A 20,848-nucleotide genomic window follows, 5' to 3' on the forward strand; every position below is an offset into this window, starting at 1 on the left:
CCTCCCGGCCCGTAGGCTGATCGGCATGGGTGCTGTGAAGACCAAACGGATGCCGCGCGCCGTCCGTGAGCAGCAGATGCTGGATGCCGCCGTACAGATTTTCGGGCAGCGGGGATACCGGGCTGCCTCGATGGACGAGATCGCCGAACTGGCGGGCGTGTCGAAGCCGTTGGTCTACCTGTATCTGAATTCGAAGGAAGACCTCTTCACCGCCTGCATCCGCCGCGAGGCCAAGGCACTCACCGGCGCCGTACGGGCGGGCGTACCGGCCGGGCTGCCCGCCGACCGTCAGCTCTGGGAAGGCCTGCGGGCGTTCTTCACGCACACCGCGCGGAACCCGGACGGCTGGTCGGTGCTGCACCTCCAGGCGCGTACGCACGGCGAACCGTTCGCGGCCGAGGTGGCCGCGATGCGGGAGGAGTTGGTGGCGTTCGTCACGGAGCTGATCGCGGCCGGCGCCCGCGAGGCCCACCGCGACCCCTCCCTCCCCGAACACGAGGTCGCCGGTCTCGCCGAGGCCCTCGTCGGCGCCGCCGAGTCCCTCGCCGCCTGGGCCAACACCACCCCGGGCGTCACCGCCAGACAGGCCGCCGCCACCCTCATGAACTTCGCCTGGGCGGGCCTCGGCGGACTGATCGAGGGCCGCCCCTGGTCACCGCCCGCCGAGTCGGCCGCCGGTCCACACCTCACCGCTGAGATGTAGACGGTCGCCGGTACGCAGCTCGAACAGGTCACCGTCGGCCGCGTACGTCACCGTCCCCGGCAACAGCACCGGCGCCCTGAACTCCGCCCGCACCCGCACCGCCACCGACTCCGGCAGCCGCTGCTCGGCCAGACAGCGCGCCACGGTCCACATCCCGTGGGCTATGGCGCGCGGGAAGCCGAAGAGGCGGGCGGTGAGGGGGTGCAGGTGGATGGGGTTCCGGTCGCCGGAGACGGACCCGTACCGCCGCCCCACGTCCCCGCCGAGCCGCCAGTCGGTGACGGCGGGGAGCGGCTTGCGGTCGCGGGCCTTGGGGGCGACCGGGGCTGTCGTCGTACGGTGCCGTGCCAGGTAGGTGCTCCTGGACTCCCATACGAGATCACCGGCGGCCCGCATCTCGGTCACCACCGTGGCTTCGGTGCCACGGCGATGGGGCGCCAATTCATGGACGTACACGGTGAGTTCGTACTCCCCGGTGGCGGGCAGCTCCCCGTGCCGGGTGATGTCCACAGACGTGTGGACGAGACCGAGCAACGGGAAGGGGAAGGCACGGCTCGCCATGATCCGCATGGCCAGGGGGAAGCCGAGGACGTGGGGGTACGTGAGGGGGACGGCGTCCTCGCCGGTGGCGAACCCGCAGATCCGCTCGTAGGCGGCGAGGCGGGCGAGGTCTATGCGGATGCCGGGGAGACGGAGGGGGGTGCGGGGCCAATCGGTCGCCGTGTGGGGGAGCTTGAGTTTCTTGTACGGAGAGAGGAGAGCGCCCTTGGCGAGGAGAGGGGTGAGGCCGGGGGAGGAGGTGAGGGTCTGCATAGGGTGGGTCCCCCTTGTCTCGACTGCCTGTGCATGAGCGCGCCCGGTAGGGGCGCGGGGCTGTGTGGACATATGCGGCTCCGCCGCGCGGGCGCGACCAGCCGCATACGGCCCGCAGCTTCGACCAGACCGGCTGCTCAAGCCCCCAAAAGGCTCTGCCCGCAAACCCGCACAACTTGCCCGTTCACCGCTCCCGACCCCGGCTGCGCGAGCCAAGCCGTCGTCTCGGCCACGTCGACCGGCAGCCCGCCCTGCGCAAGGGAGTTCATGCGCCGCCCCGCCTCCCGGATGAACAGAGGCACGGCCGCGGTCATCCTGGTCTCGATGAACCCGGGAGCGACGGCGTTGACGGTGACCCCGTGCTCGGCGAGCGCACGGGGCGCGAGTGAGCGCACGAGCCCGATGATCCCGGCCTTGCTCGCGGCGTAGTTGGTCTGCCCGGCGTTCCCGGCGATCCCCGAGATGGAGGCGGTGGCAACGACCCGCCCACCAGGATTCAGGACCTTGGCGGCGAGGAGCGCGTCGGTCGTGCGGAGCACACTCGCGAGGTTCACGTCGAGCACGGAACTCCACCGGTCGGCGGCCATGTTGGCGAGCCGGCGGTCCCGGGTGATGCCCGCGTTGTGGACGAGGATGTCGAGCCCGTCGGGCAGTTCGGCGGCGATGCGCTCGCCCGCGTCGGCCGAGGTGATGTCGAGGGGAAGCGGGGACCCGCTCAACTTGGCGGCGGTGGCGGCGAGTTCCGCCTCGGCCGCCGGAACGTCGAGGCACACCACCCGCGCCCCGTCCCGCGCCAGCGTCTCGGCCACGGCCGCCCCGATCCCGCGCGCGGCTCCGGTGACGAGCGCGGTCTTCCCGGCGAGGGGCCGCGTCCAGCCGTCCGGCGAAGCCATGGCACCCCCGGCCCCCACCTGGATCACCTGCCCGCTGACGTACGCCGACTTGGGCGAGAGGAGGAAACGGAGGGTCGACTCGGCGGCGCCGGGGTCCGCCACTCGTACGAGGTTGACGGTCCGCCCACGCCCGATCTCCTTGCCGAGAGACCGTGCGAAACCCTCCAACGCCTGCTGTGCGGCGGCCTGTTGGTGATCGTCGACGTCCAGCGGCGCGCCCAGCACGACCACGCGCCCGCTCTCGGCGACCGACCGTACGACGGGGTGCAGGGCGGCGTGCACCTCGGCGAGGGCCTCGACATCGGCGACCCCCGTCGCATCGAGGACGACGGCGGCGGGCCGCTCGGCGGCTTCGGAGACCTCAAGCCCCGTACGAGCGAGTACGCCCCCCAAGCTGACCCCTGAGCCGATCTCCAAACCGTCAAGGCGGGACTTCCCCGCAGTCACCCGAAGCGCCGCCCCCTCCAGTCCCGGCCGCTCGGCCGACCACCGGCGCAGTACCGCCGGTTGCGGCAGTCCGAGCCGCCGGGTGAGGAAACGACCGGGCGCGGTACCCGTGAGGCGCAGATAGCGGTCGGCCATGCCTGAACTCCCAGTCTTATTTACTCTGGAGTAAGGTTACCCAAGGTAAGCCTACGTCAAGGGTGAGGAGAAGGTCGAGATGATCCCCCTGAAGCCCCTCACGACCCGCCGTGTGGCCGTCGTGGCCGGAGCCCGCATCCCCTTCGCCCGCTCCGACGGCCCCTACGCCACCGCCTCCAACCAGGAGATGCTGACGGCGGCGGTGGACGCCCTGGCCGACCGGCACGGGCTCCAGGGGCCGGGCGCCGTGGGCGAGCTGGTCGCCGGAGCCGTCCTGAAGCACAGCCGCGACTTCAACCTCGCCCGCGAGACGGTCCTCGGCTCGAAGCTCGACGCCCGCACCCCCGCGTACGACATCCAGCAGGCCTGCGGCACCGGCCTCCAGGCGGTGATCGCGGCGGCCAACAAGATCGCCCTCGGCCAGACGGACTCCGCGATCGCGGGCGGCGCGGACACGGCGAGCGACGCGCCCCTCGGTGTGAACGACGACCTGCGCCGCATCCTCCTCGAAGTGAGGCGGGCGAAGTCGCCGGGTGCACGCCTGAAGGCGCTGACCCGTGTCCGCCCCTCGCAGCTCGTCCCCGACATCCCCCGCAACGCCGAACCCAGCACCGGCCTGTCGATGGGCGACCACGCGGCGGTCACGGCCCGCGCCTGGGGTGTCTCCCGGGAGGCCCAGGACGAACTGGCGGCGACGAGTCACCAGCGGCTGGCGGCGGCGTACGAACGCGGCTTCTTCGAGGACCTGGTGGTACCGTTCCGCGGCCTGGCCCGCGACCAGAACCTCCGCCCCGGCTCGACGACCGCCGAACTTGCCACGCTCAAGCCGGTGTTCGGCGTGGCGGACCCCTACCCCACCATGACGGCGGGCAATTCGACCCCGCTGACGGACGGCGCGGCGACCGTGCTGCTGGCGAGCGAGGAGTGGGCCGAGGCGCGGGGTCTTGAGCCGCTCGCGTACCTGACGGCGTACGAGACGGCGGCCGTCGACTTCGCCGGCGGTGATGTGGCGGGCGGCGAGGACGGCCTGCTGATGGCACCGGCGTACGCGGTCCCGCGCATGCTGGAGCGGGCGGGCCTCGGACTCGGCGACTTCGACCTCGTCGAGATCCACGAGGCGTTCGCGTCCCAGGTGCTGGCGACGCTCGCGGCCTGGGAGAAGCGGGGGCTCGGGCCCGTGGACCGTGCCCGCCTCAACGTGGCGGGCTCGTCTTTCGCGACCGGCCACCCCTTCGCGGCGACGGGCGCCCGGATCGTGGCCACGCTCGCGAAGCTGCTGTCGGAACGGGACGCGCCGGGCCGCGGGCTGATCTCGATCTGCGCGGCCGGGGGCCAGGGGGTGACGGCGATCCTCGAACGACCGTGAGCGAACGCGCGTGAGGAGTGAGTGAAGATCGCACGAGACCCTGAAGTCGCGACTCTGAAGTCACGACTCTCCCAAGGAAGTTGAGGAACTCTCAGGTAACTTGACCTGCCCTTGGCGTGCCCTGGTGCGATACGAGATCCACTCGTGGCTGTTCCGTCGAGACTGCACATCCCCGGCGCCGTACCATCTCCACAACCACATGAACTCCACACGCAGGCCTCGTACGATCCTCAATCAACACGGGCAGCGAACCCCCGCCCGAGCCGTGTTGAACGTCGCCAGGAGCCGCCCGTGTCCAACCTCGACCACACCCGCACGTCACCCACGGACACGGAACCCGAGCTGAGGCGGCTGGACGGCATCGTGCGGGAGGCGTACGTGCCGCCGCTCGCCACGCCCGTGACGCACGGGTCGCTCGCGGACATCCCGTTCGACAACGCGAGCCAGGCGCCCAAGGACGTCGTCCTCAGCCGTAAGGAAGGTGGGAACGGCGAGGACGGTGCGGACGAGGGGAGCGACGGTGAGTGGCGGGACGTGACGGCCGCGGAGTTCGCGGAGCAGGTGCTGGCGGTGGCGAAGGGCCTGATCGCCGAAGGGCTGATGCCGGGCGACCGGCTCGCGATCATGGCGCGTACGACGTACGAGTGGACGCTTCTCGACTTCGCCGCCTGGGCCGCCGGCCTGGTCACGGTCCCCATCTACCCCACCTCCTCCGTCTTCCAGACCCGCTGGATCCTCCAGGACTCCGGCGCGGTGGCCCTGGCCACGGAGACGGCGGGCCAGGCCGCCGCCCTCGGCCCCCAGCAGGACCGGCTCCCCGACCTCCGCCACGTCTGGGTCTTCGAGAAGGGCCACGTGGACCGGCTGGCCGAGCTGGGCCGCGACCGCCAGGACCAGGAAGTCGCCGTACGCCGTGGGGTGCTGGGCCCCGACACGCTGGCCACCCTCATCTACACCTCGGGCACGACCGGCCGCCCCAAGGGCTGCGCCATCACCCACGGCAACTTCTTCGCCGAGGTCGACAACGCGATCGACCTCCTCTACCCGATCTTCCGCCAACGCACGGAGGAGGAAGCCTCCACCCTCCTCTACCTCCCCCTCGCGCACGTCTTCGGCCGCATGGTCGCGATCGGCTGCATGCGGGCGAGGGTACGGCTGGGCCACTCGCCGAGCCTGCGCACGGAGGACCTGGTGGCGGACATGACGTCCTTCAGGCCGACCTTCCTCCTGGCGATCCCGTACGTCCTGGAGAAGGTCTTCAACCGAGCCCGCGCCACCGCCGAACGCCTCGGCCGCGCCTCCTCCTTCGACCGCGCGGCAGGCGTGGCCCGCCGCTACGGCGAGGCGCTGGAGGCCGAGCAACACGGGACCGGCCCCGGCCCGTCCCGCTACCTGCGGACCGCCCGCGCCTTCTACGACCCCCTGGTCTACCGCCGCATCCGCAACGCGCTCGGCGGCCGCGTCCGCTACGTCATCTGCGGCGGCTCCCCCCTCGGCCGCCGCCTCGCCGCCTTCTACGCCGGCGCGGGCATCGACGTCTTCGAGGGCTACGGCCTCACCGAGACGACAGCGGCCGTCACGGTCACCCCACCCAACCGCCCCCGCCTGGGCACGGTGGGTCACCCGCTGCCGGGCACCCGGGTCCGTATCGCGGCCGACGGCGAGATACTCCTCCACGGCCCCCAGATCTTCCGCGGCTACTGGGACCCCCACGCGGGCGGCGTGGTCCCGGCCACTCCCGACGGCTGGCTCCCCACCGGCGACATCGGCCGGCTCGACGAGGACGGCTACCTCACCATCACCGGCCGCAAGAAGGAGATCCTGGTCACCGACAGCGGCAAAAACGTAGCCCCGGCCCCACTCGAAAACTGGCTCCGCTCCCACCCTCTCATCGCCCACTGCATGGTCGTCGGCGACCGCCGCCCCTACGTCACCGCCCTCATCACCCTCGACCCCGAAGGCGTCAGCCACTGGCGCCAGATGAACGACAAACACAGCCTCCCACCCGAACACATCGCCGACGACCCCGAACTCCGCGCCGTCCTCCAACGCGCCATCGACGAAGCCAACAAACTCGTCTCCCGCCCCGAGTCCATCCGCCGCTTCACCATCCTGAAACGCGACCTCACGGAGGAGGAGGGCCACCTGACCCCGTCGATGAAGCTCCGGCGGGAGGTGGTGGAGGAGGACTTCGCGGGGGAGATCGAGGGGTTGTACGGCACGTAGGTGGACGTGGGTCCGGTGGAGGTTGCCCGCCCGAGGATGCCTCACGGAGTTCGCACCCACGGGATGTGACGCAGGTCACTTTGAGGTTTGTGGAGATTGCGTGTGGCTGGCATGAATGCCCTGTATTGGTCCTGTGGACTCGTGTCTCTTCGCCCCCTACCGTCACTTGGCGATCGCGTTGCGTGATCGCATCGTGGAGCACGGGGGAGGGTCCGGGGGATGTTTCGTAACGCCCGCGCACGCAGGAGCTCTGGCAGAGCCGTGGCCGTGGGCCTGGTCTGCGCACTGGCTTCCGGTCTGATTTCGGTGTCGGGTGCGGCTGCGGTGTCGGCCCAGTCGGCCGCTGCCGGAGGCGTCGCATCGACTGCTCAGTCGGAGGCCGCGGGCGATGGTCCGGGTGCGGTGACCGAGACGGAGGCTCTCGCCGAGGCGAAACGTATCGGCAAGAAGGTGGAAGTGGTCTCGCTGCGCGGTGAGAGCAGCGAGGTGTTCGCCACGCCCGAGGGCGAGTTAGAGGCTCGGGAGTATCTGCGGCCGGTGTGGACGCGGATCGACGGCCAGTGGCAGGCGGTCGACACCACCCTGGCCAAGGCAGATGGCATGGTGGCGCCGAAGGCGGCCTCGGCCGACGTGGCCTTTTCCGGCGGCGGGCAAGGACCGCTGGTCCGTCTTCAGCGCGCGGGCCGCATGTTGGAGCTGACCTGGCCGGGAACCGTGCCGACGCCGGCGCTCGACGGGGACACGGCCACGTACACCGAGATCTTGCCGGGGGTGGACCTGCGTCTCGCGGTCAAACCTGAGGGGTTCACCCAACTCCTGGTGGTGAAGTCCGCAGAAGCGGCGAAGAGTTCTGAACTGGCTGAGCTGCGGCTGAAGCTGGCCGCGCACGGGATGACGGTCCGGGAGACCCCCGAAGGCGGGCTGGAAGCCGTTGACGAGGGAGCGGGCGGGGCGGTCTTCGAGGCGTCGACACCGTTGATGTGGGATTCCAGCGCGGGGGATGGCGCCGCGACGGCGGAGGCGGCGAAGAGTTCCGCGGCAGGTGTCGCGTCCGGCTCGGGTGAGCCCGTTGAGCCGCGTGTGTCCGCTGAGCCAGGTGAGCCGGGTGCGGCTGAGTCCGGGCAACTGGCTCCGGTAGGTGTGGAAGTGTCCGAGGGCGGCGGGGAGTTGGTGCTCACCCCGGACCGGGAGGTGCTGGCCGGGGCCGACACGGTGTATCCGGTCTTCATCGATCCGCAGTTCTACGCCCCGCGGACCACGGCCTGGACGATGGTGTCGAAGTACTGGGCGGGCTCGCCGCAGTGGAAATTCAACGGAGAGTCGAACGCCGGTCTGGGCTACTGCGGTTGGGCGTACTGCAAGCCGAACGACACCAAGCGGCTCTTCTACCGGATTCCCACCTCGCGGTTCGCGGGCAAAACGATCCTGTCGGCGGAGTTCGTGGTGCGCGAGACGCACGCGGCTTCCTGCCAGGCACGCGAGGTGCAGTTGTGGCGGACGAAGGGGATCAACTCCTCGACCACGTGGAACACCCAGACCGCCGCCGGGTTCTGGGTGGACCACATCCAGAACCGCAGCTTCGCCCACGGCTACGACGGCTGTGCCGCTGCGGACGCCGAGTTCAACGTCAAGGGCGTGGTGGCGCAGGCCGCCGCGAAGAAGTGGTCGACGATCACGTTCGGGATGCGGGCCACCAACGAGACGGATCGCTACACGTGGAAGCGGTTCTCGGACGCGGCGTTCCTGCGGGTGAAGTACAACCGCCCGCCCGCGCAGATCAAGGTATCCCAGCTGACGCAGGACCCCGGCGGCGCTTGCGGGAAGCCCGGCGCCCCCAAGTACGTGCGCAGCCTGCCGAAGCTGCGGGCCAGCGGTGTGACCGATCCGGACAAGGACAGGGTGCGGGTGCAGTTCCGGGCGTCCTGGGACGCCGGTGACGGCAAGGGCTTCACCGCGCGCTGGACCTCGGCGGCCTCCACGGACAAGGCGTCGGGCTCCGACTTCTCGATCTCCTTGCCGACCAGTATCGCGAAGAACAAGCTGATCACCTGGTCGGCCCGCGCCAACGACAGCGCCCAGTGGTCTCCGTGGTCGTGGGTGGGTTCGGCGCACGCCTGCGGCATGGTGTACGACACTTCCGTCCCGGCGGGGCCGTCCATCACCTCCGCCCAGTACCCGCCCTCCGACTCGGAGGATCCCAACGACCCGTGGCGTGACGGCGTGGGCCGGTACGGCACCTTCACCATTGACTCGACCTCCGCGGACGTGAGGAAGTACTGGTTCGGCATCAACGGCGACCCCACCAGCAAGCACACGCTGACCACCTCTGGCGGCGGGGCCAGGACGACGAAGTTCATGCCGACCCGACCCGGCGTCAACTTCATCACCGCGCAGGCCTTCGACGTGGCGGGCAACGGCAGTGAGATCCGCACCTACCAGTTCCGCGTGCGCGTCGGCCAGCCCGACCGGCTGACCTGGGACCTGGACGAGGGCGCCGGAGCGTCCGCCGTGAAGGGGCAGGGCGGCACCTGGCCGGCCGAGCTGTTCGGCGGCGCCCAGCCCGGCGCGGAGGGAGTGACCGGCCGCGGCCTGCACCTGGACGGCGTGGACGACCACGCCGCGACGCTGTCGCCGGTGCTGAACACCGGCAAGAGTTTCTCGGTGTCGCTGTGGGCCAGACTCCCCGCAGATAAACCGAACGCGGCGACCGTCGCGATCTCCCAGGGCGGCCGGCACACCAGCGGCTTCGAGATCTACCACTCCACCGCGCTGGGCGGCTGGGTCTTCCTGCGCCACTCTTCCGATACCGCCACGGGCAGCTCGACCGTGCGCGCGGTGCAACCCCCGTGTCCCACGGGTGACACGGCCTGCCAGAGCGGTCGGCTCGGCGCCTGGACGCACCTGGCCGGGGTGTTCGACAGCACCAACAGCCAGATGAGTCTGTACGTGGATGGCCGCATGGTGGGCAAGGCCGCGTTCTCCGGAGCCTGGGACGCCCGTGGCCGTACGGTCCTGGGCGCGGCCTCCCACTACGGGACCCTGGGAAGCTTCTTCCCCGGCGACCTCGACGAGGTCCAGCTGTTCGACTACCAGCTCACCGGCAACCAGGTGACTCGACTGCACGCCAAGCAGCCGGTGGACACAAACCGGCCTGCCAAGCTGGTGTGGCCGCTGGACGAGGAGGCGACCGCCACCGAGGTCACGGGCCGCGCCCAGCAGGTCGCAGCGGAACTGAAGGGCGGAGCGAAGACCGGGGCGGACGGTGTGGCCGGCAAGGGCCTGGAGCTGGACGGCGTCGACGACCACGTCACCACCAACCGGCCCATCATGGACACCTTCCAGAGCTTCGCCGTGGCCGCCTGGGTCCGCCTGCCCAAGGACAAGGAGGACCGGGCCATGACCGCCGTCGCCCAGAGCGGCGTCACCCAGCGCGGGTTCGGGCTCTACCACTCCTCCGGCGGCTGGGTCTTCATGCGCCCCACCGCCGACAGCACCGACACGAGCTTCGTCCGCGCCCGGCAGAACGCCTGCCCCGCAGGGACTTCCGGCTGTCCCACGGCCGGCCTGGGCGAGTGGAACCATGCGGTCGGTGTGTACGACAGCGACGCCGCGCAGATCCGCCTGTACGTCAACGGCAAACTGGTGGACACCAAGCCCTTCACCAGCCGCTGGCTGGCCACCGGCCCGGTGACCCTGGGCGCGGCGACAGCCTCCACGGGAGAGATCAGCCGGCTCAGGGGCAACCTGGACGACGTACGGCTGTACGACCGGACCATCTCCGACGACGAGGTCCAACAGCTCTTCAGACAGCGGCCGGTGGTCAAGGCCCGCTGGAAGTTCGAGGACGCGCCGGGTACCCCGCCGGTGACGCCGGACGCGTCGGCGTCGGGCAACGGCATGGCGCTGCACGGCAATCCGCAGGTGGGTTCGGGCTTGGTCGACGGCGGAGTGGTCCTGAACGGGGTCGATGAGTATGGGGTGACGTCCGCCGTCCCGATGGACACCAGCGCCAGTTACACGGTGTCTGCCTGGGTACAGACGGCGGCTGTCCCCGACAGCCCGGTGACCGTGCTCAGCGCACCGGGATCGACGCGGAGCGCGTTCACCGTGCGCTACGAGCCGAGTGCCACTCCGGGCGCCGATCCGGGGCGGTGGAGGATCACGGTCGAGGGGGCGGATTCCACAGGAGGGAAGGTCACGCAGGTCGACAACGGCCAGTTCTTCGGCCCGACCGAGTGGACGCACCTGACCCTGGTCTACGACGGCTTCGCCGACCGGCTCTCCTTGTACGTGAACGGTGAGCTGGAGACGTTCGCCTGCACGGACACGGACGGCGATGGCGACGCGGACGACACCACCTGCGCGGACCGGGTCTCGTGGGCGGACAACGCGCTGTCGTACAAGGCGACGCAGCCGATGCAGCTCGGGCGGGTTAAGACCGGGGCGAATACGGGGGCCGAGTACTGGCCCGGTGCCGTCTCCGACCTGTGGGTCTTCCAGGGCACCCTGACCGAACTCCAGATCCAGTACCTGGCCCGCGGCTGGCCGGGCCTGCCCACGGACGTACCCGGCGAATGACCCGCAGCCGCGACAGGGCCCGACTCCTCCCCGTCACTGCGGCCGCACCTGCTCACCCAGCCTTCGCACCCCCAGGCGCCGAGCCCGCCGGGGTGCACTCCGGAAGAAGGATGAAGGACAGCATGAACGGCAGATCGAGCAAGCGGTTTCGGGCGCTGCGGCGACGCGTCGCGCTGGCCTCGGCCGTGGTCATGGTCGGCACGCTCTTGCAGGGGGTGACACAGTCGGCCGTCGCTGCGGACAACGGCACGGGCCGTCCCGGCCTTCCCCAAGCAGAGGAACCCGTGCCCGGTTCCACGGCCAAGGTCAAGCCGCGGGCCCTGATGAAAGGGCCACGCACACCCGAAGCGTCACCTGAGGCCGACTGGCCGCACGCGGCGACCGCACTGGTCGACCTGCCGAGCACCGACGCGCCGAATGGTGCGCCGCAGTCCGGCCGTGTCAAAGGCATGCCACTGATCCTCGACACAGGGGGTGGGGCAGCCAAGGAACCGGCGAGCGGCACCGTCGAGGCACGCGTACTGAGCCGTGAGGCTGCGAAGAAGGCGGGGGCCGACGACGGTCTGCTGTTCACGCTGCAGTCCAAGAACACCGCGAAGGGGCCCTCGAACACCGCACAAGCGAAGGAGGCTCAGCCAGGTCGCGTACGCGCCCGCCTCGACTACTCCGACTTCGCCGGGGCCTACGGCGGCGGTTACGCCTCCCGGCTGACGCTCGTCGAACTGCCGGCGTGCGCGCTCACCACCCCGGACAAGCAGGCGTGCCGTACCGGCGAACCGGTCGAGACGGTCAACGACACCGAGCAACAGATGCTCACCGCACAGAGCGTGACCCTCAGCGCCGGCGCTCCCACGGTGCTCGCCGCCGTGGCGGAGACGGAGGGCGGCACCGGCGACTACAAGGCGACCCCGCTCTCGCCCTCGGCGACCTGGAACACCAACCTCAACACCGGTGACTTCAGCTGGTCGTACGACATGCCCGTGCCCGACGTGCCCGGCGGTCTGACCCCGAACGTCGGGCTGTCGTACTCCTCCGGCTCCGTCGACGGGCGGACGGGCAACACCAACAACCAGGCCTCCTGGGTGGGCGACGGCTTCGACCTGTGGTCCGGATTCATCGAGCGGCGCTACAAGCCGTGCGCCGACGACGACGTCGAGAACGCCGACGGCAACACGCCGGGTGACCTGTGCTGGGGCTACGACAACGCCTTCATCTCCTTCAACGGCAAGGCCGGTGAACTCGTCCCCGTCGGCGACAACGAGTGGAAGCTGCAGAGCGACGACGGCACGAAGATCAAGAGGCTGACCGGAGCGGCTCGCGACAACGGCGACGACAACAACGAGTACTGGGAGCTGACCACCCCCGAAGGCACCCGCTACTACTTCGGCTACCACAAGCTGCCCGGCTGGGCCGAGGGCAAGGAGACCACGGACTCCACGTGGACCGTACCCGTCTACGGCGACGACAGCGGCGACAAGTGCCACGCCGCCGCGTTCGCCGACTCCTGGTGCCGGCAGGCCTGGCGGTGGAACCTCGACTACGTCGTCGACGCCCACGGCAACGCCATCGCCTACTACTACAACAAGGAGACCAACTCCTACGGCCGCAACCTCGAAGCCACGGACAACACCCGCTACGTCCGCGGCGGCACCCTCGACCGCATCGAGTACGGGCTGAAGTCCTCCTCCATGTACGGCACGAAGGCGCTCGGCAAGGTCGACTTCACCAACGGCGAGCGCTGCCTGCCCAACTCCTCCACGACCTGCTCGTCCATCGCCACGGACGCCGTCTACTGGTACGACACTCCCTGGGATCTCAACTGCAACAGCGGTGAGGACTGCGACAAGGGCCGCCTCTCCCCGTCGTTCTTCACCCGCAAGCGACTGACCCAGGTCACCGCCCAGGTCTACGACGGCAGTGCCTACAAGAACGTCGACTCCTGGAAGCTGGCCCACCGCTGGGGCCAGGCCGACATCGACTACCAACTGCTGCTCGACTCCGTACAGCGCACCGGGCACAGCGCCACCCCGGCGATCACCCTGCCGAAGACCACCTTCGCCTACACCCAGCTCGCCAACCGGCTGGACAAGACCGGCGACGGCTTCGCCCCCTTCATCAAGGACCGCCTGTCCACGGTCGCCGACGAGACCGGCGGCCAGATCGACGTCGATTACTCGGCCCCGGTCTGCGACTGGAACGCCCTTCCGACCCCGCAGACCAACACCAGCCGCTGCTTCCCCCAGTACATCGGGGGCAGTCCGACGGACGACCCCGACCGGCAGTGGTTCAACAAGTACGTGGTCACCTCCGTCACCGCGACCGACCGCACCGGCGGCGCCCCGGACCAGGTGACCCGCTACGACTACCTGGGCGGCGCGGCCTGGCACTACGACGATGACGACGGCCTGACCAAGGAGAAGTTCAAGACCTGGGCCCAATGGCGTGGCTACGGGCACGTCCGCGTGCGAACCGGTGGCCAGGGCGGCGCGGCGGCGATGAAGTCGCAGCAGGACACGTACTTCCTGCGTGGCATGGACGGCGACCGCAAGGAGCCCAGCGGCGGCACCAAGACCATGAGCGTCACCCTCGGCAGCGGGGAGGGCAACCCGATCACCGACCACGAATCGGCCTCCGGCTTCGCCTACAAGACCGTCAGCTTCTCCGGCCCGGGCGGCAAGGTGCTGTCCAAGACCGTCAGCCGCCCCTGGCACCACGAGACGGCGAAGAAGACCCGCAGCTGGGGCACGGTCACTGCCAACTTCACCGGCACCGCGCACACCAAGACCTTCACCTCCCTCGACGACGGCGCCGGAGCCAACTGGCGGACCACCTCCGCCGCCACCACGTTCGACACCGTGGCCGGACGCGTCACGCAGGTCGACGACCGCGGGGACAACAGCACGGGCACCGACAACAAGTGCACACGCACCACCTACGCGACAAACACCACTGCCAACATCCTCACCCTGCCGTCCCGGGTGGAGACGGTCGCCAAGTCCTGCGACGCGACCGTGAGCCGCCCCGCCGACGTGCTCTCCGATGTGCGCAGCGCCTACGACGGTGGCGGCTACGGAGCGGCTCCCGCCAAGGGTGACGCGACCGCGACCGCGGTGCTGAAGAAGTACGACGGCACCACGGCCGTCTACCTGGAGTCCGGGACTACGTACGACTCCTACGGCCGCGCGCTGACCAGCACAGACCTGACCGCCGACGTGAAGGTCACCGCCGCCGGGGCGCTCACCCGGACGGCGCGCACGGGCGGCCGTACCATCACGACCGCGTACACGCCCGCCACCGGCTTCCCGACCAGCACGAAGGTGACCTCACCTCCGGCGACGGCGGGCAACGCGGCCACGGCACAGACCTCGACGACCACCCAGGAGATCCTGCGCGGCCTGCCGATGGCCCAGACCGACACCAACGGTAAGATCACCAACTTCGCCTACGATGCGCTGGGCCGCTCGACCAGGGTGTGGCTCGCTGACCGGCTCACCGGCCAGACCCCCACCTACCAGTTCACCTACACCATCGCCGAGGGCAAACCGGTCGCGGTCGGCACCAAGACGATCGGCAACCGCGGCGTACAACGCACCTCGTACACCCTTTACGACGGTTTCCTGCGGCCGCGTCAGACTCAGGAACCCGGTCCGGACGGCGGGCGTCTGCTGACCGACGTCTTCTACGACGAACGCGGCCTGACCGCCAAGGAGTTCGCCGCCTACTACGCGGAAGGCCCCCCGTCCACTGGCCTGTTCAAACAGGACAACGCCCTGAGCGTCGAGACACAGAACCACTACACCTACGACGGCCTCGGCCGGCAGACCGAGGCGAAGCAGATCGCCGGCAACGGTGACGGCGGCACGGTTCTGGGCACGACCAGGACCATCCACGGCGGCGACCGCACCACGGTCATCCCGCCCGTCGGCGGCACCGCCACCACCACGCTCACCGACGCCCGCGGCCAGACCACGGAACTGCGCCAGCACCACACCCGCAGCGCGACCGCCGCGTACGACACCACCAAGTACGGCCACACGCCCCGCGGCGAACTGGAAAAGGTCACCGACCCGGCGGGCAACACCTGGACCTACACCTACGACCTGCTCGGCCGGCAGACCAAGTCGGTCGACCCGGACAAGGGCACGACCCTCAGCGGCTACGACGACCGGGGCCGGCTCGTCACGACCGACGACGCCCGCCCGAACTCGGACAGCCCGGTGCTGTGGCACGGCTACGACAACCTCGGCCGCCAGACGGAACTGAGGGAGGGCTCCTCCACCGGAACGCTGCGCGCCAAGTGGGTGTACGACACGATCAGCGGCGCCAAGGGACACCTCGCTCAGTCCATCCGCTACAGCGGCGGCGCGGAATACTCCTCCAAGGTGGTGACCTACGACCGCCTGTACCGCGCGACACGTACGTCCACCACGATCCCGTCCTCCGAGGGCGCCCTGGCGGGCACCTATCTGTCGGGGACCTCGTACAACGTGTCGGGCACGGTACAGAGCATCGGCTACCCGAAGGCGGGATCGCTGTCCGCCGCGGTCGCGGCTTACACCTACGAGGACGAAACCCTGCGCCCGATCGCGATGGGTGGCAGTCAGGGCCTGGCGGCCACCACGAACTACAGCCTCACGGGCAAGCCGCTGCAGTACGAACTGTCCGACAGCGGCAGCAGGAAGACCTGGGCCACCAACACCTACGAGTGGGGCACCCAGCGCCTGGCCACCTCCCGCGTGGACCGCGAGGACGTCGCGGGGGTGGACCAGCGCAACACCTACCGCTACGACGAGGCGGGCAACGTCCTGTCCGTGTCCGACGTCTCCCGCTCCGGCACCGACACCCAGTGCTTCACCTACGACGGCCTGCGCCGCCTGACCCAGGCATGGACCCAGTCCACCACCAGCTGCGCCACCACACCCAGCGCGGGCGTCCTCGGCGGTCCGGCCCCGTACTGGCACTCCTACACCTACGACCTGGCGAGCAACCGAGCGACCGAGACGCTCCACGACGTCACCGGAAACGCGGCCCAGGACACGAAGCGGACGTACGCCTACCCGGGTGCGGGCAAGGCGCAGCCCCACACCCTGACCTCGGTCACCACGACCGGCCCGACCGGCACGGCGCAGGACACCTACGGCTACGACGAGACCGGCAACACCGAGACCCGCACTCTGAACGGCACCACCGAGACCCTCACCTGGGACGCCGAGGGTCATCTCGCCAAGGTGACCCAGCCGGTCGAGGGCGGCAGCGACAAGGTCACGGAGTACCTCTACGACGCCGAGGGCAACCGCCTCATCGGGCGTACCCCCACCGAGACCACCGTCTACCTCGGCGGCACCGAGATCACCCTCGCCAAGGGCTCCACCACACCCAAGGCCACCCGCTACTTCGACCTCGGCGGCGGCCACCAGGCCGTCGAGCAGGACAACGGCAGCGTCTCGATCACCCTCGCCGACCACCACGGCACTGCCCAGCTGGCCATCGACACCGCCACCCAGAAGCTCACCCAGCGCCGCACGCTGCCCTTCGGCGGCATCCGCGGCACCGAGCCGGCCGACTGGCCGGGCACCAAGGGCTTCGTCGGCGGCACCGACGACACCGAGGCCACCGGCCTGACCCACCTCGGCGCCCGCGAGTACGACCCCACCCTGGGCCGCTTCATCAGCGTCGACCCGCTCCTGGAGATCGACAAACCCCAGAGCCTCAACGGCTACACCTACGCCGCCCAGAACCCGCTCGCCTTCACCGACCCCACCGGCCTCGGCCTTCTCTGTGGCAGCGCCCTCGGCGTGGCCGAAACCTGCCCCACCCGCCCCGACGGCACTGAGGGCAACGGACGCCCCAACGAAGCCTGCACCAGCAACTGCGGAGGGTCCTCGGTTTCGTCCGCCAGCGTCGTCGATGATGCACACGCCACGGAGGGCGACGACGCCTACTACGCCGTCGAGCAGATGTGCGAGTGGCACGGCAATGCGTGTGTCGAACCCGTCAGTGGTGATCCTGACTGGCGCCTCTTCTGGGAAGTCGGCAAGGAGATTGTCCTTCCCGATGTCGAGGCGTGGGAGAGCTGCCTGGTCGATCATGAACTGTCCGGCTGCGGCTGGGCCGCTACGGACCTTCCCTGGCTGAAGGTTGTCAAGGGCGGCAAGGTCATCCTCAAGGCCGCCGATGCCGCCAAGAAATGCAAGTGCTTCCTGGCCGGCACCGACGTCCTCATGGCCGACGGCACCACCAAAGACATAGAGGACGTCGAACTCGGCGACAAGGTCCAGGCCACCGACCCGGAAACCGGCGAGACCGCCCCCCGGGAAGTCACCGCCCTGATCATCACCGAGGACGACAAGCACTTCAACGAGCTCTCCATCGCCACGCAAGACGGCCTCGAGAAGCTCACCGCGACCTACGAACACCCCTTCTGGTCACCGTCCGAAGACGATTGGGTCGAAGCAGGAGACCTCAAGCCGGGCATGACCTTGCTCACCGACGAAGGCGAAACCGTCATCGTCACAGGCAACCGCGCCTACACCCAGCACGCGACGACCTACAACCTCACCGTCAATGACCTCCACACGTACTATGTGCTGGCGGGCGAGACGCCGGTCCTGGTTCACAATTCAAATGGCCTGTGTGGAACCGCAGCGCTGGAAAACGGAGACTGGCAGCACATCGTCGACCGTCACCGGCCTGGCGGTGTGAAGGTCGACGATAAGGCTGGAATTCTCACAGGCAAGGCCAAGCATGTTCGCGGGCGAATAGCTGAGACCATTAGTCGAGGGACGCCAAGGCCGAACACCCCGGACCCTGAGACCGGTAGGCCCCGCCCCGGGCAGATATATGAGTGGGACTTCGGTGTTCCTGTCGGCAGGGCCGGTCCGGCGAATGGCGGTGGAGAGTTGACAAGCATCCGCGTAATCGTTAACGACGGTAAAGTCGTGACTGCGTTCCCGTTCTAGATGAGTAGCGACAAGCTGAGGAATCCGTGATTCAGTTCTCTTTTGAGGCCCCGGGTGCTGGGTCGCCTTGGCGCGACACCTGGGACAAGGTGCGCCAAGTCAGCCCGGCAACCATCAGCGAGATGGACCTCTGTTACAAGTACTTCGGGGTACGTGCAGAGCTCGTGGTCGATGGGGTCGAGGTCATCTCTGACCAGGGGTACGTGACCCTTGTGGACCTGGCCTTGTCTCTTCGCCACGCGTTGAACCGCCTTTCTTCAGGAGAGGATGCGGCGATCGGCTTCACAGAAAACGATGAAGTCATTCGACTTCGGCGTGAGGGGGGTCTCGTCGTGGTTACGTCATCGAAGCATGAATGGCGAGTTCCCATCGATCGCGAAGAGCTCGTAGGTGCATTTGTTGCATTTTTGCGAGAGGCATATTCTCGCCTGACCGAACATGTTCCTGGACTGGCGGATAATCCAGTGATTCGGGGATTCTCTCCGGGGTAGAAGATTTCACCCTCGGGGAAATTGGGAGAGGCGTGTGAAGGCCCCGCCGGATATTTCCGGCGCCTCTGCGTTGCTTGATGGCAACGCTGACGGCAACGTCATCCCTGAAGGGGCGGGGTTGGTCAAGTCCTTCGAGGGCTGCTTTTCGGGTGTTTCCGGCTGATTGTGGGCGTACGCGAGCAAGGCGCCCGTGGGTCAGGGCGGAGCGCTCGTGGGCGGAGCCGAGGACGAACGGTCTTGAGGCCGGGCGCCGGCTTGTGACGATGTTGGGGCCGGAAGTGCTTGGTGTTGGGGATGGTGATGCTCCTGTGGGGTGTGAGGGTGTGAGGGTGTGGGGTGTGGGGTCGGGGGACGTGTCGTCTCCAGGATCCGGGCAGTTGCCGGAGGGCAGGCCGTGGGCACGGCTGCCGGTCATCCCTTCGCCCCGCGTGGGTGGGGGCATGGAGCGGTGCGGCGTGCGGCCGGGCGGGGTCAATCAGCGGGGCGACCTCGCCGCGGGGGCGGGGGTCAGACGTTGCGCGACCTCGCGTCCGGACGCGGTGCGGTGCCTGGTCATGCGGCGGCCTTGTGGGTGTGCAGGGCGCGGATCTCGCCGTCGCGCAGGCCGTAGTAGACCAGGGTGAGCAGTTTGCGGGCGACCGCAACGGTGGCGGTGTTGCGGCCGCGTCGCTCGGTGATGGCGGCGCGGGTGGAGGTGAGCCAGCAGCCCGAGGGGATTTTCTGCGCTGCTTCGATGGCAGCCCACCGGACCAGTTTGGAGCCCTGCTTGGTGATGTGTCCGCGGTGGATCTTGGTGTCGGATTCGCGGTGGCGTGGGGTCAGACCTGCCCAGGAGCACAGGTGAGCGGCGTCGGTGAAGCGAGCGATCTCGCCGATCTCGGCTACGAACACGGCAGCGAGCGTGGGGCCCACGCCGGGGAGGGTCTGGAGTGTGCGGTAGCCGGGGTGGGTGGCGAGCCTGGCGCGTAGCCACCCGTCGGCGAGTGCGATCTCGAAGCCGTAGGCGTCGATCAGCCGCAGTGTGGCGTTCGCCCGGGCCCGGAACGGAGCGTCGAGTGGGGCCGCGTCGAGGAGCTCGCGGCCCCGGACTCCGAAGATGTCGCTCGCCGGCAGGAGGATGCCCTGTTTGGCGAGGATGGCGTGGACCTCGGCCTTCAGGCCGGAGCGCAGGGCCACGCACTTGGCCCGGTGACGGACCAGCTCCCGCAGCTGGCGTACGGCGGCTGGGGCCAGGTAGGCCTCGGGCAGTCGGTCCATGCGCAGGAGGTCGGCCAGGTCGGTCGCATCGCGCGTGTCGTTCTTGACCCGCCGGTAGGCGAAGCCCTTGATGCCCAGCGGATGGGCCAGATGCACGTGAGCGCCGGCCGCCTGAAGGACATCGGCGGCCCAGTACCAGCCGTATGTGGCCTCCAGGACCACCTCCGGATCCGGTCCGGCCTTGGCGATCTCCAGGGCCAGGGCGACCGGGTCGTTGTCGATCCGGACGCTTTCCAGCACCTTGCCCTGATCGGTCTGCCTCACGATCACCGAACGGCGGCGATGTAGATCGATACCGACGTACTGCCGCCCGGCGTACTCTGCACACACAGGGGCCTCCTTCGTCGTGCTGGCGCGGACAACCCCAGTGTCGACCCCGGCACCGAGGAGCCCACGAGGAGCGGAGGCCCCGCCCCTTCATCGCATCAGCGGACGACTGCTGCTGCGGGCGGATCGTCGGACCCGTCCTCGGTCGGGCTGAGGGCGTCGTTGAGGGTGCCTATGGCTTGGCGTTGGAGCCGGAGTCGGACGTTGGCGTAGGCGCCGGCGGTGACGCCGATGTGGGCGTGGCCGAGGAGTTCCTTGATCACGATGAGGTCGACCCCTTGTGAAATCGTTGTGCGCGCAGGCAGCGGAACTAAGATTCCTCAAACTGGGGTTGGCCGATGCCATCAGCGGAGGTCGAATCATCATCACACCTGTGGACCGACTGTGAAAAATGACTACTTGACCGCAGAAGTTGTATTCGATAAGTCGATCGTTGGGTCGGGGAGTGACGCTCTACCTCAATTGGCGCGAATCTTGGGCGACTACGCTCCGACGTGGGCGAGCAGCGTGACGGCCTGGAGCCCTAATCCCCGGGAGCGATGTGAAGTCACTGACCCTGGCTCTTCAGCGGAATTGGTCTACCTAACGCCCTGACAGCAGAAAGGTGCCGCCGACCTGCAAGGATGCGAGTGTCTAGATCGAATCCGGCACAG

General features: G+C 69.0%; 9 protein-coding genes and 1 pseudogene. 6 read left to right on the top strand and 4 right to left on the bottom strand.

Annotated features, from left to right (window positions below; all coding sequences use genetic code 11):
* The first annotated feature begins 25 nt into the window (after positions 1 to 25).
* A complete protein-coding gene (locus ACWD3C_RS28360; protein ID WP_451148746.1) occupies positions 26 to 703 on the top strand; it encodes a TetR/AcrR family transcriptional regulator in 678 nt (225 codons plus the stop codon).
* Here the strand turns inward: ACWD3C_RS28360 and ACWD3C_RS28365 are convergent.
* Together ACWD3C_RS28365 and ACWD3C_RS28370 are read right to left on the bottom strand one after the other, a co-directional pair.
* On the bottom strand, positions 653 to 1,516 hold the full coding sequence (locus ACWD3C_RS28365; protein ID WP_451148748.1) for a MaoC/PaaZ C-terminal domain-containing protein: 864 nt from the start codon (positions 1,514 to 1,516) through the stop codon (positions 653 to 655). The two genes, ACWD3C_RS28360 and ACWD3C_RS28365, sit on opposite strands and share 51 nt — an antisense overlap.
* A 137-nt stretch (positions 1,517 to 1,653) precedes the next feature.
* Positions 1,654 to 2,991, bottom strand: coding sequence for a 3-oxoacyl-ACP reductase (locus ACWD3C_RS28370; RefSeq protein ID WP_451148750.1), 1,338 nt, complete (start codon positions 2,989 to 2,991; stop codon positions 1,654 to 1,656).
* A 79-nt stretch (positions 2,992 to 3,070) separates the two neighbouring features.
* Here ACWD3C_RS28370 and ACWD3C_RS28375 point away from each other — a divergent pair, with 79 nt between their 5' ends.
* From ACWD3C_RS28375 to ACWD3C_RS28395, 5 genes are all read left to right on the top strand, one after another.
* Positions 3,071 to 4,357 (top strand): acetyl-CoA C-acetyltransferase, encoded by a 1,287-nt coding sequence (locus tag ACWD3C_RS28375; RefSeq protein WP_451148752.1) that lies wholly within the window; start codon positions 3,071 to 3,073, stop codon positions 4,355 to 4,357.
* Positions 4,358 to 4,648: 291 nt separating this feature from the next.
* Entirely contained in the window at positions 4,649 to 6,583 is a 1,935-nt protein-coding gene (locus ACWD3C_RS28380; protein WP_451148754.1) for an AMP-dependent synthetase/ligase, read from the top strand.
* A gap of 402 nt (positions 6,584 to 6,985) precedes the next feature.
* Entirely contained in the window at positions 6,986 to 11,161 is a 4,176-nt protein-coding gene (locus ACWD3C_RS28385) for a LamG-like jellyroll fold domain-containing protein (protein ID WP_451148756.1), read from the top strand.
* A 122-nt stretch (positions 11,162 to 11,283) separates the two neighbouring features.
* Positions 11,284 to 18,120 carry a polymorphic toxin-type HINT domain-containing protein gene (locus ACWD3C_RS28390; RefSeq protein WP_451148758.1) on the top strand — a complete coding sequence of 2,279 codons (6,837 nt, stop codon included), beginning with the start codon at positions 11,284 to 11,286 and terminating at the stop codon, positions 18,118 to 18,120.
* Positions 18,121 to 18,146: 26 nt separating this feature from the next.
* A complete protein-coding gene (locus ACWD3C_RS28395; RefSeq protein ID WP_451148760.1) occupies positions 18,147 to 18,611 on the top strand; it encodes a hypothetical protein in 465 nt (154 codons plus the stop codon).
* 552 nt (positions 18,612 to 19,163) lie between these two features.
* Here the strand turns inward: ACWD3C_RS28395 and ACWD3C_RS28400 are convergent.
* Together ACWD3C_RS28400 and ACWD3C_RS28405 are read right to left on the bottom strand one after the other, a co-directional pair.
* A complete protein-coding gene (locus ACWD3C_RS28400; protein ID WP_451148762.1) occupies positions 19,164 to 20,198 on the bottom strand; it encodes an IS110 family transposase in 1,035 nt (344 codons plus the stop codon).
* 95 nt (positions 20,199 to 20,293) lie between these two features.
* Positions 20,294 to 20,479: pseudogene (locus ACWD3C_RS28405) on the bottom strand (site-specific integrase); the annotation flags it as partial.
* Between the last annotated feature and the right edge of the window lie 369 nt (positions 20,480 to 20,848).

Source organism: Streptomyces sp. NPDC002845 (genome assembly GCF_053591955.1).